Source organism: Mycobacterium sp. 852002-51152_SCH6134967 (genome assembly GCF_001667105.1).
GTDB lineage: Bacteria > Actinomycetota > Actinomycetes > Mycobacteriales > Mycobacteriaceae > Mycobacterium > Mycobacterium neumannii_A.
The window spans coordinates 25,294-38,934 of record NZ_LZIK01000015.1; the positions used below are offsets into that span (position 1 = coordinate 25,294).

A 13,641-nucleotide genomic window follows, 5' to 3' on the forward strand; every position below is an offset into this window, starting at 1 on the left:
TCGGCTCGCACGGGCAAGATTTCGCAAGTGAATGCGCGTCGCTCCGTCGCGCCCGCTGATCGCCGCCCGCTGTCAGTACATCCCTCCTCGCGTGCGCATCGGCGTGGCGAGATCCCCGCCCTCGACGGCATCCGCGCCGTCGCCGTCGCCCTCGTGCTCGCCGACCACGGCGGCATTCCCGGCGTCGACGGCGGCTTCCTCGGCGTCGATGTGTTCTTCGTGCTCAGCGGCTTCCTGATCACCTCGCTGCTGCTCGACGAGCACGGACGCACCGGTCGAATCCAGCTGCGCGACTTCTGGATACGTCGCGCCCGGCGGCTGTTGCCCGCCCTGCTGGTGATGGTGCTCGCGGTGGTGGCGGCGCGGGAGTTCTTCTCCACGGAGGCGATCGCCAACCTGCGCGACGACGCCGTCGCGTCGTTCTTCTGGGTGGCCAACTGGGCGTTCGTCGCCCAGCGCACCGATTACTTCTCCCAGGGCGCACCACCTTCGCCGCTGCAGCACACCTGGTCGTTGGGGGTCGAGGAGCAGTACTACCTGCTCTGGCCGCTGGTGCTGATCGCCGTCGCGTTCGTCTTCTGTCGTCGCAACCCGACCCATCTGCGATGGGCGGTTCTGGGGGTCGCCGCCGCGGGGGCGATCGCCTCGGCGGCGGCGGCGATTCTGTTGATAGACGACGGGACGCTGAACCGGATCTACTTCGGCACCGACACCCGCGCGCAGGCACTGCTCGTCGGCGCTGCGGCGGCCGCCCTGCTGGTGCGCGACTGGACCACCGTGACGCTGGCCGGGCCGGTGATCAGGACCCGATGGCTGCGGGGGGTCGCCCGCGCGGTGTCCGTCGTCGGTGTCGTCGTCCTGGGGTTCGCGGTGCACATGGCGACCGGCAGCGCCGGTGACTTCCGAAACGGCCTGCTGATCATCGTCGCGCTCGCCGCCGCCTGCGTGATCGGTGCGGCGGCGATGGATCAGGAAGGACCGGTCGCGCGGGTGCTGGCGTGGCGGCCGCTGGTGTGGCTGGGCGCGATCTCCTACGGCGTCTACCTGTGGCACTGGCCGATCTTCCTGGCGATCAACGGCGAGCGCACCGGGTGGTCCGGTTGGTCGCTGTTCGCGGTGCGGTGTGCGGCGACGCTGGCGATCGCGGCGCTGTCGTGGTGGTTGCTCGAACAGCCCATCCGGCGCTGGCGGCCGGTGATCGTGCCGATGCTGCCGTTGGCCGGTGCGACGGCCGCCACCGCCGCGGTGATCACGATGACCGTGCTGCCGGTCGGCGTGCCGTCAGGACCGCCGATGGAGGACCCGAGCATCGACTCCGCGGCGCTGGTGGCGCCGGAGGTGCCGATCCCCGTGGAGCGGAGCGCCGACCGCGATCCGAACACCAGGACCGTCGCGGTGTTCGGCGACTCGGTGGCCTGGACGTTGATGCGCTACCTGCCGGACACACCGGGTCTGAGGTTCACCGACTACACGACGATCGGATGCGGCATCGCGCGCGGCGGACCGTATCGCTACGTCGGCCAGACGCTGAACCAGAAGCCCGCCTGCGACACGTGGCCGAGCAGGTGGTCGGAGCGGGTCAAGCACGACCGGCCCGACGTGGTGCTGCTGATCGTGGGCCGGTGGGAAGTCGTCGACCGGATGAACGAAGGCCGCTGGACCCACATCGGCGAATCGACGTATGACGCCTACCTGCGCGCCGAGCTCAACCGCGCGCTCGACATCCTGTCCTCGACCGGCGCGCGCGTCGTCGTCACGACCGAGCCCTACAACCGCCGCGCCGAGAAACGCGACGGCAGCCTGTACCCGGAGGACGATCCAGATCGGGTCGACGACTGGAACGCGTTGCTGCGCAGCGCCGTCAAGTACCGCTCGAACGTCACCGTGCTCGACCTGAACCGCAAGCTCGGCCCGAACGGCGGCTACACCAACTGGATCGACGGCATCCGCATCCGCAGCGACGGCGTGCATCCCACGCCGGAGGCGGTCGAATGGTTGACGCCGTGGCTGACCGACGCGCTGCGTTGACCGGCGATTTCGGTGTCGGCAGTCGCGCTCACCGTAACCAACTACACCGAAATCACCCGGAGGTCAGTGGCCGAGGCGGCCGCGGCCCAGCCGCAGCAACAGCATCGCGAGGTCTTTGCCGTCGGGGCCGAGTTCGCTGTAGCGCTCGATCACCTTCATCTCGCGGCTGTGCACCAGGCGGGTGCCGCCGGAGGCCATCCTGGCCTGACCGATCAACTTCGACACCTCGGTGCGGCGCTTCACGGCAGCGAGAATTTCGGCGTCCAGCCGGTCGATCTCCCGGCGCAGGTCATCGATATCGGGCACAGTCTCGGTTCCGGTCGTCATGGGTGTCACCGCCTCGTGGAGCTCTCGGGAAGCAGCGAGACCACGGGCGCCGCGGATCGGTACCCGTAGATGAATCGCTGTTTGCTGAGCACGGGACAAAGTGTGCCACCAAACGCTGCGCCAGCGCAAAGCCGTGTGGGGGTTCGGGCGCGGGCCGATGCGCGGTTCGACCGCTGAATCGATGCGCGGTTCGACCGCTGGGTTCATGCGCGGTTCGACCGCGGTCGTGTCCCTGCGCGGCGGTAAGTTCGATACCGACATGAGCGCACCGAACCTGATCGCACCCAACGGTGCCACCGAATCCGACCAACTGCTCGAGGGGCTCAACCCGCAGCAGCGCCGGGCCGTCCTGCACGAGGGCTCGCCGCTGCTCATCGTCGCTGGTGCCGGCTCGGGCAAGACCGCCGTGCTCACCCGCAGGATCGCCTACCTGCTGGCCGCCCGTGACGTCGGCGTCGGGCAGGTGCTGGCCATCACGTTCACCAACAAGGCCGCCGCCGAGATGCGCGAGCGGGTGGTGGGCCTGGTCGGGCCCCGCGCCCGCGCCATGTGGGTGTCGACGTTTCACTCCACCTGCGTGCGCATCCTGCGTAACCAGGCCTCCCTGATCAAGGGCCTCAATTCGAACTTCTCGATTTACGACGCCGACGACTCCCGTCGCCTGCTGCTGATGATCGGCAAGGACATGGGGCTGGACACCAAGCGGTATTCGCCGCGGCTGCTGTCCAACGCCATCTCCAACCACAAGAACGAGTTGGTCGGCCCGGAGCAGGCGGCGGCCGAGGCCTCGGAGGCGGGCGAGGAGTTGCCCGGCATCATCGCCGAGGTCTACGCCGAGTACCAGCGCCGCCTGCGCGCGGCCAACGCGCTCGACTTCGACGACCTGATCGGCGAGACGGTCGCTGTGCTGCAAGCGTTTCCACAGATCGCCCAGTACTACCGGCGGCGGTTCCGGCACATCCTCGTCGACGAGTACCAGGACACCAACCACGCCCAGTACGTGCTGGTGCGGGAACTCGTGGGGACGGCCGCCTCGCAAGATGATCCAGCCGGGGTGCCGCCGGCCGAACTGTGTGTGGTGGGCGACGCAGACCAGTCGATCTACGCGTTCCGCGGTGCGACGATCCGCAACATCGAGGATTTCGAACGCGACTACCCGAACGCGACAACCATTCTGCTGGAACAGAATTACCGCTCCACGCAGAACATCCTCAACGCCGCGAACGCGGTGATCTCCCGCAACGCCGGCCGCCGCGAGAAGCGGCTGTGGACCGACGAGGGGGAGGGCGAGCTGATCGTCGGCTACGTCGCAGACAACGAGCACGACGAGGCGCGGTTCGTCGCCCAGGAGATCGACGCGCTTGTCGACGACGGTGGTAGTTACTCAGATGTCGCGGTGTTCTACCGCACCAACAACTCCTCGCGCGCACTCGAAGAGGTGTTCATCCGTGCGGGCATCCCCTACAAAGTCGTTGGGGGAGTACGGTTCTACGAACGCAGGGAGATCCGCGACATCGTCGCGTACCTGCGAGTGCTGGACAACCCCGGCGACTCGGTGAGCATGCGTCGGATCCTGAACACTCCGCGCCGCGGCATCGGCGACCGCGCCGAAGCCTGCGTCGCTGTGTATGCCGAGAACACCGGCCTGAGCTTCAACGACGCCCTGCAGGCGGCTGCCGAGGGCAAGGTGCCGATGCTCAACACCCGTGCGGAGAAGTGTATCTCGGCGTTCGTGGAGATGCTCGACGATCTGCGCGGCCGCCTCGACGGTGAGCTCGGCGAGTTGGTCGAGGCGGTGCTCGACCGCACCGGGTATCGCGCCGAACTCGAGTCGTCGAGCGATCCGCAGGATCTCGCGCGGCTGGACAACCTCAACGAGTTGGTCAGCGTCGCACACGAATTCAGCACCGACCTGGCCAACGCGCAGGCGCTTGCCGACGATGGGCAGCTGGACGAGGACATCCCCGACACCGGCGTTCTGGCCCAGTTCTTGGAACGGGTCTCACTGGTTGCCGACGCCGACGAGCTGCCCGAGCACGGCGCGGGTGTCGTGACGATGATGACGCTGCACACCGCCAAGGGCCTCGAGTTCCCTGTCGTCTTCGTGACCGGGTGGGAGGACGGCATGTTCCCGCACATGCGGGCGCTGGGCGATCCCGCTGAGCTGTCCGAGGAGCGCCGGTTGGCCTACGTCGGCATTACCCGCGCCCGCCAGCGGCTCTACCTGAGCCGAGCCAAGGTCCGCTCGTCGTGGGGCCAACCGATGCTCAACCCGGAATCGCGCTTCCTCAAGGAGATTCCGCAACACCTGATCGACTGGCGGCGCACCGACCCGACACCGTCGTTCAGCGCACCCTTGAGCGGCGCGGGACGCTTCGGGTCACCGCGGCCGTCGCCCACGCGGTCCGGGGCGGGCAAGCGCCCGCTGCTGGTGCTCGAGCCCGGCGACCGGGTCACGCACGACAAGTACGGGTTGGGCCGGGTGGAAGAGGTGAGCGGCGTCGGCGAGTCGGCGATGTCGCTGATCGACTTCGGCAGCTCCGGTCGGGTCAAGCTGATGCACAACCACGCGCCGATCAGCAAGCTCTAACCGGAGCGTTCCCAGCGTCCGGTGGCGGGCAGCGCGGCGAGCACGATGGTCGCCAGCGGCAACACCGGGATCGCATACACCACGGCGGGTAGTTTGGCCCCGGCCACGAACAGGCTGGAGAAGATCAGCAGCGCCACCATCGACCCCACCATGACCAGCAGGCGGCTCACCCATCGGCGCAACAGCAGTCCGATCAGCCCGGCGATGAGGGCGGCCGCCGAGATCGCGGTCAGGAAGCCGACCGCGACGCAGAACAATTGGTCGGTGCGCCACCAGCCGGTGATCAGATCGGTGGCGATGACTGCGGTGGCCCATCCGGTCAGGATGCTGCCGACCGCGGTGGCGATCGCGGTCTTCGGGTTGGCCGGCGGCGATCCCGTCGGGGAGACAGCGACCGGGCGGGCGCGCGGTATGTAGGCCGTTTCGGGCGCGGCGCGGTCGGACAGCTGCGTGGCGCCTCCGTCCGCCATCTGCGTCGGCGGGCCGGCGATCGGAATCGAGCCGGTCGGATGGCGCCGGATGATGCTTGTCTGCGGATCCTGGCCGGTCGGAATCTCACCGGATGGGTGACGACGAATGATGCCCGTTTCCGCGCTCGACGGGGAGTGGGGTGATTGGCGTGTCAGATCGGAATCGTCGTCGCTGGCCACTCAGCCAGACTAGTTGCCGAACGACAGGCCGCGTTTGGCCAACCAGCCCACGGGGTCCACGCGGTCGGTGCCGTTCAGGTGCACCTCGAAGTGCAGGTGCGGGCCGGTCGAGTTGCCGGTGTTGCCCATCTTGGCGATCTGGTCACCCGCCCAGACCCGCTGGCCGACACTCACCGACCACGAGCTGAGGTGACCGTAGAGCGTCACCGTGCCGTCGGAGTGGCGGACCTTGACCATGTTGCCGTAACCGGCATACGGCCCGGCCGAGATGACCACGCCGTCGGAGGCGGCGAGCACCGGCGTGCCGATGGAGTTCGCGATGTCGATGCCGCCGTGCAGTGCGCCCCAGCGGTAACCGAAGCCCGACGTCCACACGCCGGTGGTGGGCGTCACGAACATCGGCCGCTGCAGCCGGGCTTCGCGCTCGGCGCGCTCCTGGGCGAATGCGGCCGCCTTCTGGATCTCCTCGGTGTGCATTGCCGAGCTGGCGGCCGGTGTCACGGCGACCACCTGCATACCGCCTGACGTCTCGCTCACCGGGTCGGCCATCGTGGACTGGCCGACGGCCAGGACGGCCTCCGAGGACTTCTCGTGGGCCGCATTGGCCATCGAGTACGCGCCCGCGGCGGTGGCGCCGACGGCCATCGCGGCGACCATCAGCCGACCCTTGACGGGCACTTCCTGCTTGCGGTGCGCAGGCGTGCGGCCGCCGATGCGGATGATGTCGGTCGCGTCCATGCCGTCGCTGGTGTCGGTGTGGCTGTCGCGGTAGGCGTGTGAGCGGCGCGCGTGCCTTGCACCAGACCGGGCTCCGGACTGGAACTCCGATGGCACGGCGAGACGCAGCGGGACGAGGTCGTCGGTGTCGGTCAGGTCGTCGAGCTCGGGGGCATGGATGACCTGGGCTTCGCGGTCAAAAGCGCTGTTCTCGCGGAAGTCGATGTCAGCGAGATCGCCGAACTCGTTGAACGGGATGATGTCGGTGACTTCGGCGGGGGATTCGCTTGCACGGCGGTTGATTTGCCGGTTCGTCGACGATCTGCGATGAGATCCGGACGAACGGTGCGAAGCCAACCTGGGGTGTCCTTGCCTGTCGAGAAGCTGCGGGATTGCCTGTCGTGACCAAAGCGTTATCGAGACCAGAGGCACGTTAACCAACTCGCGACGACGGCTGCAAGCCGAGAGCCTATTCCGCGGGAGATTGTGATTCGTATCACTGAGCCGAGCTGGTGAGATCTACCACAGGAGCGGTGGGCGGTGCCAACGCGTTCTGGGCGTGTGGATAAAGTTCCACCGAGCCTTCGGCCCAACAACTCCGCAATCGACGCGCTAGAGACAGGGACGTTCCACAGCCAATGGACCTCTTCGAATACCAGGCGAAAGAGCTCTTCGCCAAGCACAACGTGCCCACCACACCCGGTCGGGTGACCGACACCGCCGAGGACGCCAAGGCGATCGCCGAGGAGATCGGCAAGCCGGTGATGGTCAAGGCCCAGGTCAAGACGGGCGGCCGCGGTAAGGCGGGCGGCGTGAAGTACGCGGCCACCGCTGACGACGCGTTCACCCACGCCCAGAACATCCTCGGCCTGGACATCAAGGGCCACATCGTCAAGAAACTGCTGGTCTCCGAGGCCAGCGACATCGCGGAGGAGTACTACATCTCCTTCCTGCTCGACCGCGCCAACCGCACGTACCTGGCGATGTGCTCGGTCGAGGGCGGCATGGAGATCGAAGAGGTCGCCGCCACCAAGCCGGACCGGCTGGCCAGGATCCCCGTCGACGCGACCAAAGGCGTCGACGAGGCGTTCGCCCGTGAGATCGCCAAGAAGGGCCACCTGCCCGAGGAGGTGCTCGACGCCGCCGCGGTGACGATCGCCAAGCTGTGGGAGGTGTTCGTCGGCGAAGACGCGACGCTGGTGGAAGTCAACCCACTGGTGCGCACGCCCTCCCGCGGTGGAGACGATCCAGGTCAGATCCTGGCGCTGGACGGCAAGGTCACGCTCGACGGCAACGCCGACTTCCGGCATCCCGAGCACGCTGAGTTCGAGGACCGCGACGCCACCGATCCGCTGGAGCTCAAGGCCAAGGAGCACGACCTCAACTACGTCAAGCTCGACGGGTCGGTGGGCATCATCGGCAACGGCGCGGGCCTGGTGATGTCGACGCTGGACGTCACCGCCTACGCGGGTGAGAAGCACGGCGGCGTGAAGCCGGCGAACTTCCTCGACATCGGCGGCGGCGCCTCGGCCGAGGTGATGGCCGCGGGCCTGGACGTCATCCTCAACGACGAGCAGGTCAAGAGCGTGTTCGTCAACGTGTTCGGCGGCATCACCTCGTGCGACGCCGTCGCCAACGGCATCGTCAACGCGCTGAAGATCCTCGGCGACGAGGCCAACAAGCCGCTCGTGGTCCGTCTCGACGGCAACAACGTCGAAGAGGGTCGCCGCATCCTGGCCGACGCCAATCACCCGCTGGTGATTCAGGCCGACACCATGGACTCCGGAGCCGACAAAGCCGCCGAGCTGGCGAACAAGTAAGGGACGCACCTCATGTCGATCTTTTTGAACAAGGACTCCAAGGTCATCGTCCAGGGCATCACCGGTGGCGAAGGCACCAAGCACACCGCGCTGATGCTCAAGGCCGGCACGCAGCTGGTGGGCGGTGTCAACGCCCGCAAGGCCGGCACGACGGTCTCGCACAAGGGCAAGGACGGCAAGGACGTCGAGTTGCCGGTGTTCGGCTCCGTCGCCGAGGCGATGAAGGAGACCGGCGCCGACGTGTCGGTGGTGTTCGTGCCGCCGAAGTTCGCCAAGGACGCGATCATCGAAGCCATCGACGCGGAGATCCCGCTGCTGGTCGTCATCACCGAGGGAATTCCGGTGCAGGACACCGCGTATGCGTGGGCCTACAACGTTGAGAAAGGGCAGAAGACCCGCATCATCGGCCCCAACTGCCCGGGCATCATCACGCCCAGCGAGGCGCTGGCCGGGATCACGCCTGCCAACATCACCGGTCCGGGCCCGGTCGGCCTGGTGTCGAAGTCCGGCACGCTGACCTATCAGATGATGTTCGAGCTGCGCGATTTCGGGTTCTCGACCGCCATCGGCATCGGCGGCGACCCGGTCATCGGCACCACGCACATCGACGCGATCGAGGCGTTCGAGAAGGACCCCGACACCAAGGTCATCGTGATGATCGGTGAGATCGGCGGCGACGCCGAAGAGCGCGCGGCCGATTACATCAAGGAAAACGTCAGCAAGCCCGTCGTCGGCTACGTGGCAGGGTTCACCGCGCCGGAGGGCAAGACGATGGGCCACGCCGGCGCCATCGTGTCGGGATCCTCGGGCACCGCCGCCGCGAAGAAGGAAGCGCTGGAGGCCGCGGGCGTCAAGGTCGGCAAGACACCGTCGGAGACCGCCAACCTGGCCAGGGAGATCCTGCAGAGCCTGTAGCGCGCGCTCCACTCTTTGGCGCGAGCGACCGTGTTTGTGCGCGACACGCCGCGGTCTGGTGTGCAAAAGCGGTCGCTCGCGGCTTGTGGGAGGCCCTGCGCGGGGTGTGAAGTGTGCCGCAGGATTAGGAACACGTTCTCCTGCTCGATTAGCCTGACGAACTAACAGTTGTCAGGAGGTCTGTAATGGTCGATTCCCGGACCCCGGTCATCGTCGGCGTCGGGCAGTTCACCGAGCGCATCGACGATCCCGGCTATCGGGGCATGTCGGCGGTCGACCTGGCGACCGAGGCGGTGCGTGCCGCGCTCGCCGACACCGGGCTCGACGCCAAGGCGGCCGCACAGGCCATCGAGACGGTGTACGCGCTGCGCCAGTTCGAGATCTCCGGGCCGATGCCCGCGTCGCTGGGCAAGTCGAACAACTATCCGCGGTCGGTGATGGGACGCGTCGGCGGCGATCCGGCCCGTGTCGTGCTCGAGCCGGTCGGCGGGCAGGGGCCGCAGAAGCTCGTCACCGAGGCGGGCAGCGCCATCGCGGCGGGTGAGTTCGAGGTGGCGATGGTGATCGGCTCCGAACCGGGTTCGACGGCCCGCTACTGGCGCCGCGCCGCCGAACAAGGACAGACCAAACCCGACTTCACCGAACACGTCGAGGGTCAGCTCGAGGACCGCGGGCACCAGATCCACAAGTACTTCACCGAGTACACCGCATCCCACGGATTGACCGGCGCCGCAGTGCAATACGGGCTGCTGGACAACGCGCGTCGCAGCCGGTTGGGACTCGGCGTCGCCGAATACCGCAGGCAGATGGCCGAACTGTTCGCGCCGTTGTCGAAAGTCGCTGCCAAGAACCCGTTTTCGTCGTCGCCGGTCGAACGGTCGGTGCAGGAGATCGTCACCGTCACCGACGACAACCGGATGATCTGCGACCCCTACCCCCGGCTCCTGGTGGCCCGCGATCAGGTCAACCAGGGCGCCGCAGCGATCATGATGTCGGTGGCCGCCGCCCGCCGACTCGGGGTGCCCGAGGGGAAATGGGTGTACCTGCACGGGCATTCGGACCTGACCGAGCAGGACCTGCTGGACCGCGTCGACCTCGGCGCCAGCCCCGCGACCGTGCACGCCGTGCGAGAAGCCCTGCGGGTAGCCCAGATCGGTGTTGACGACATCGCCACCTTCGACCTGTACAGCTGCTTTCCATTCCCGGTGTACGTCGCCTGCGAGGCGCTGGGCATCGACGGCGACGACCCGCGGGGCCTGACGGTCACCGGCGGCCTGCCGTACTTCGGCGGCCCGGGGAACAGCTACTCGCTGCACGCCATCGCGGAGACCGTCACCCAAATGCGCGATCAGCCTGGACGATTCGGCTTCGTGGGAGCCAACGGCGGCACGATGAGCAAGTACTCGGTCGGCATATATTCCACGCGGCCTGTCGACTGGCGGACCAACGACAGCGAGAAGCTCGACGCGGACGTCGCGGCACTGCCGAAGGTTCCGGTGACCGAGCGGGCCGACGGCCGCGCGACGATCGAGACCTACTCCGTTCGCTACGACTGGCCGGTCCGCACCGGGATCATCATCGGCAGACTCGAATCGGACAACTCGCGATTCCTGGCGATCTCCGAGGAGGAGGATCTCGTTGCGTTGATGTCGGACGGAGATCCGCTCGGTGCGGCGATCACGGTGCGTCCGGCGGAGAAGATCAACCGCGCCAGCCTGGCCTGACGACAAGGGAGGAGCAGTCGTGAAGCCCCTCTCGCTTCTGGCCGCGCTGCTCTTGACCCTGGCCACCGGATGCGGGCAAGGGTCCGAACGTGATTCGCTGATGGTGTTCGCCGCGGCCTCGCTGAACGCAGCGTTCACCGAGATCGGTGTGCAGTTCGAAAAAGACCACTCCGGCACTCGGGTGGAGTTTTCCTTCGCCGGTTCCTCCGACCTCGCCACGCAGTTGATGCAGGGCGCGCGCGCCGACGTGTTCGCCTCCGCCGACACCGTGAACATGGACAAGGTCGCTGACGCCGGACTGCTCGCCGGTGACCCGGTGAACTTCGCGTCCAACACCATGGTGATCGCGGTAGCGGCGGAAAATCCCAAGGAGGTCAGGACGATACGTGATCTGGCTCGGCCCGGGATCAACGTCGTGGTCTGTGCCCCTCAGGTCCCGTGCGGGTCGGCGACACGGAGGGTCGAAGTGGCTGCGGGAGTCGACCTGTCGCCCGTGAGCGAGGAGTCCTCGGTGACCGATGTGCTGAACAAGGTGACGAGCGGTCAGGCCGACGCCGGAATCGTCTATGTCACCGACGCTCGAGACGCCGGTGCACGCGTCACCACGGTGCCCGTACCCGAGGCCGCCGATGTCTTCAACGTCTATCCCATTGCGACGCTGGAGGATTCGTCGCAGCGCGACCTCGCCCTGGCGTTCGTCGATGCGGTGACCGGCGACGCGGGCCAGCGGGTGCTCGGCGCGGCGGGCTTCGGTAAACCCTGATCAGACCAGGGCGGCCAGCTTGCCCGCCAGCCGTTCGACGTACGCCGCGACGTCTTCTTCGGACTTGTCGGGAAGGCCGAACAGTACTTCGGTAACACCGAGATCGGCCCAGCGGGCGAGCTTTTCGGGGTCGGGTTTGAAGTCGAGCGCGACGATCTGCGGTGCTCCGTCCCGGCCCGCGCCCGCCCAGGTGTCCTGCAGCAGCTTGACCGGCTCGTCGATGTCGAAGTCGCGCGGTGTGGTGATCCAGCCGTCGGCGGACCGGGCGATCCACTTGAAGTTCTTCTCGGTGCCCGCCGCTCCGACGAGGACGGGGATGTGCCGTTGGATCGGTTTGGGCCACGCCCAGCTGGGCCCGAAGTTGACGAACTCGCCTTCGTACGAGGCTTCCTCCTGGGTCCACAGCGCCCGCATCGCTTCGAGGTATTCGCGCAGCATGGTGCGCCGGCGCCCGGGCGGCACATTGTGGTCGGCGAGTTCGTCGGTGTTCCAGCCGAACCCGACCCCGAGGCTCACGCGGCCACCGGACAGGTGGTCCAGCGTGGCAATCGATTTCGCCAGCGTGATCGGGTCGTGCTCCACCGGCAGCGCCACCGCCGTCGACAACCGGACCCGCGACGTCACCGCCGCCGCGGTGCCGAGGCTGACCCAGGGATCGAGCGTGCGCATGTAGCGGTCGTCGGGCAGCGATTCGTCGCCGGTCGTCGGATGCGCGGCCTGCCGCTTGATCGGGATGTGGGTGTGTTCGGGCACGTAGAAGGTGGTGAAACCGTGGTCGTCGGCCAGTTTGGCCGCCGCCGCAGGCGTGATCCCGCGGTCGCTGGTGAACAGAACGAGCCCGTAATCCATGCCCAGAATTAGAACGTGTTTCAGTCTGGGGGGCAAGCACGGGTTTGGCTCACCGCGAGCGATACCGGCGACGGGCGAGCCGGTCACTGTTGTCATGGCAGACCATGACGACCGAACGCATCGCCGATCACGTGAAGTTCGCCTACTGGGTGCCCAACGTCAGCGGCGGGCTGGTGACCAGCGACATCGAACAGCGCACCGACTGGAACTACGACTACAACGCCAAGCTCGCCAGGACCGCGGAGAACAACGGCTTCGAGTACGCGCTGTCCCAGGTCCGCTACGAGGCCAGCTACGGCGCCGAGTACCAGCACGAATCCACCAGCTTCAGCCTGGCGCTGCTGCTGGCCACCGAGCGGTTGAAGGTGATCGCCGCGGTGCATCCGGGGCTGTGGCAGCCCGCGGTGCTGGCCAAGCTCGGCGCCACCGCCGATCACCTCAGCGGCGGCCGGTTCGCGGTCAACGTCGTGTCGGGATGGTTCAAAGACGAGTTCACCCACCTCGGTGAGCCGTGGCTCGAGCACGACGAGCGCTACCGGCGCAGCGCGGAGTTCCTCCAAGTGCTTCGCAAGATCTGGACCGAGGACGACGTTGATTTCCGCGGCGACTTCTACCGCATCCACGACTTCACGCTCAAACCCAAACCGCTCAACACCCCCGAGCGGCCCAATCCGGAACTGTTCCAGGGCGGTAACTCCACGGCCGCACGGCGCAACGGTGGTCTGTATGCGGACTGGTACTTCTCCAACGGCAAGGACTACGACGGGGTGACCGAGCAGATCGTCGACGTTCGCGGACACGCCCGCACGGTCGGCCGTGAGGTGCGGTTCGGGCTCAACGGCTTCATCATCGCCCGCGACACCGAGAAGGAGGCGAAGGAGACGCTCAGGGAGATCGTCGCCAAGGCCGACAGGCCCGCGGTGGAGGGATTCCGCGCCGCGGTCCAACAGGCGGGCAACTCGACCGCAGATCATCGCGGCATGTGGGCGGATTCGACGTTCGAGGACTTGGTGCAGTACAACGACGGCTTCCGCACACAGCTGATTGGCACACCCGAGCAGATCGCCGAACGCATTGCGGCGTATCGCAAACGCGGAGTCGACCTGATCCTCGGCGGCTTCCTGCACTTCCAGGAGGAGATCGAATACTTCGGCGCAAAGGTGTTGCCGCTGGTCCGCGAAATCGAACAGGCCGAACAGGACACCGTGGGCGAACCGGTGCTGGTCTCTGCATGACGCGCTGTGCGCTAGCGTGGTTT

General features: G+C 67.2%; 11 protein-coding genes. 7 read left to right on the top strand and 4 right to left on the bottom strand.

The features are described from left to right. The first annotated feature begins 27 nt into the window (after nucleotides 1–27). Nucleotides 28–2,028 carry an acyltransferase family protein gene (locus A5790_RS04390; RefSeq protein ID WP_369829758.1) on the top strand — a complete coding sequence of 667 codons (2,001 nt, stop codon included), beginning with the start codon at nucleotides 28–30 and terminating at the stop codon, nucleotides 2,026–2,028. Between the two features lie 63 nt (nucleotides 2,029–2,091). Here the strand turns inward: A5790_RS04390 and A5790_RS26365 are convergent, their stop codons facing one another. Then, nucleotides 2,092–2,730 (bottom strand): chorismate mutase, encoded by a 639-nt coding sequence (locus A5790_RS26365; RefSeq protein ID WP_369829759.1) that lies wholly within the window; start codon nucleotides 2,728–2,730, stop codon nucleotides 2,092–2,094. Here A5790_RS26365 and pcrA point away from each other — a divergent pair. Beyond that, entirely contained in the window at nucleotides 2,615–4,945 is a 2,331-nt protein-coding gene (gene pcrA, locus A5790_RS04400; RefSeq protein ID WP_066841630.1) for a DNA helicase PcrA, read from the top strand. The genes A5790_RS26365 and pcrA overlap by 116 nt on opposite strands. On the opposite strand, the gene A5790_RS04405 is transcribed toward pcrA, so the two are convergent. Both A5790_RS04405 and A5790_RS04410 read right to left on the bottom strand, forming a co-directional pair. Continuing rightward, complete coding sequence (locus tag A5790_RS04405) at nucleotides 4,942–5,595, bottom strand: hypothetical protein (protein ID WP_369829760.1); 654 nt, start codon at nucleotides 5,593–5,595, stop codon at nucleotides 4,942–4,944. The genes pcrA and A5790_RS04405 overlap by 4 nt on opposite strands. A 9-nt stretch (nucleotides 5,596–5,604) precedes the next feature. Beyond that, nucleotides 5,605–6,669 (bottom strand): M23 family metallopeptidase, encoded by a 1,065-nt coding sequence (locus A5790_RS04410; RefSeq protein ID WP_066841578.1) that lies wholly within the window; start codon nucleotides 6,667–6,669, stop codon nucleotides 5,605–5,607. A gap of 281 nt (nucleotides 6,670–6,950) precedes the next feature. Here A5790_RS04410 and sucC point away from each other — a divergent pair, with 281 nt between their 5' ends. The 4 genes from sucC to modA all read left to right on the top strand — a co-directional run bounded on the left by sucC (nucleotide 6,951) and on the right by modA (nucleotide 11,534). Then, entirely contained in the window at nucleotides 6,951–8,132 is a 1,182-nt protein-coding gene (gene sucC / locus A5790_RS04415; RefSeq protein WP_066841579.1) for an ADP-forming succinate--CoA ligase subunit beta, read from the top strand. A gap of 12 nt (nucleotides 8,133–8,144) precedes the next feature. Beyond that, nucleotides 8,145–9,047 carry a succinate--CoA ligase subunit alpha gene (sucD, locus tag A5790_RS04420; protein ID WP_066841580.1) on the top strand — a complete coding sequence of 301 codons (903 nt, stop codon included), beginning with the start codon at nucleotides 8,145–8,147 and terminating at the stop codon, nucleotides 9,045–9,047. Between the two features lie 185 nt (nucleotides 9,048–9,232). After that, nucleotides 9,233–10,771, top strand: a complete 1,539-nt coding sequence (locus tag A5790_RS04425; protein ID WP_066841581.1) for an acetyl-CoA acetyltransferase — start codon at nucleotides 9,233–9,235, stop codon at nucleotides 10,769–10,771. A gap of 19 nt (nucleotides 10,772–10,790) precedes the next feature. After that, a complete protein-coding gene (gene modA, locus A5790_RS04430; RefSeq protein WP_231987597.1) occupies nucleotides 10,791–11,534 on the top strand; it encodes a molybdate ABC transporter substrate-binding protein in 744 nt (247 codons plus the stop codon). On the opposite strand, the gene A5790_RS04435 is transcribed toward modA, so the two are convergent. After that, nucleotides 11,535–12,383, bottom strand: a complete 849-nt coding sequence (locus tag A5790_RS04435; protein ID WP_066841582.1) for an LLM class F420-dependent oxidoreductase — start codon at nucleotides 12,381–12,383, stop codon at nucleotides 11,535–11,537. It lies immediately after the preceding gene. Nucleotides 12,384–12,487: 104 nt separating this feature from the next. Between A5790_RS04435 and sfnG the strand changes: the two genes are divergently transcribed. Next, a complete protein-coding gene (gene sfnG, locus A5790_RS04440; protein WP_066841583.1) occupies nucleotides 12,488–13,618 on the top strand; it encodes a dimethylsulfone monooxygenase SfnG in 1,131 nt (376 codons plus the stop codon). Nucleotides 13,619–13,641 lie beyond the last annotated feature (23 nt).

Bases quoted from the DNA above. Each gene is read 5' to 3' on its own strand.
- pcrA (WP_066841630.1), top strand. From the start codon at position 2,615: ATGAGCGCACCGAACCTGATCGCACCCAACGGTGCCACCGAATCCGAC.
- A5790_RS26365 (WP_369829759.1), bottom strand. From the start codon at position 2,730: ATGAGCAGCGGCGAGCCCTCGTGCAGGACGGCCCGGCGCTGCTGCGGG.
- sucC (WP_066841579.1), top strand. From the start codon at position 6,951: ATGGACCTCTTCGAATACCAGGCGAAAGAGCTCTTCGCCAAGCACAAC.
- sucD (WP_066841580.1), top strand. From the start codon at position 8,145: ATGTCGATCTTTTTGAACAAGGACTCCAAGGTCATCGTCCAGGGCATC.
- A5790_RS04425 (WP_066841581.1), top strand. From the start codon at position 9,233: ATGGTCGATTCCCGGACCCCGGTCATCGTCGGCGTCGGGCAGTTCACC.
- A5790_RS04435 (WP_066841582.1), bottom strand. From the start codon at position 12,383: ATGGATTACGGGCTCGTTCTGTTCACCAGCGACCGCGGGATCACGCCT.
- sfnG (WP_066841583.1), top strand. From the start codon at position 12,488: ATGACGACCGAACGCATCGCCGATCACGTGAAGTTCGCCTACTGGGTG.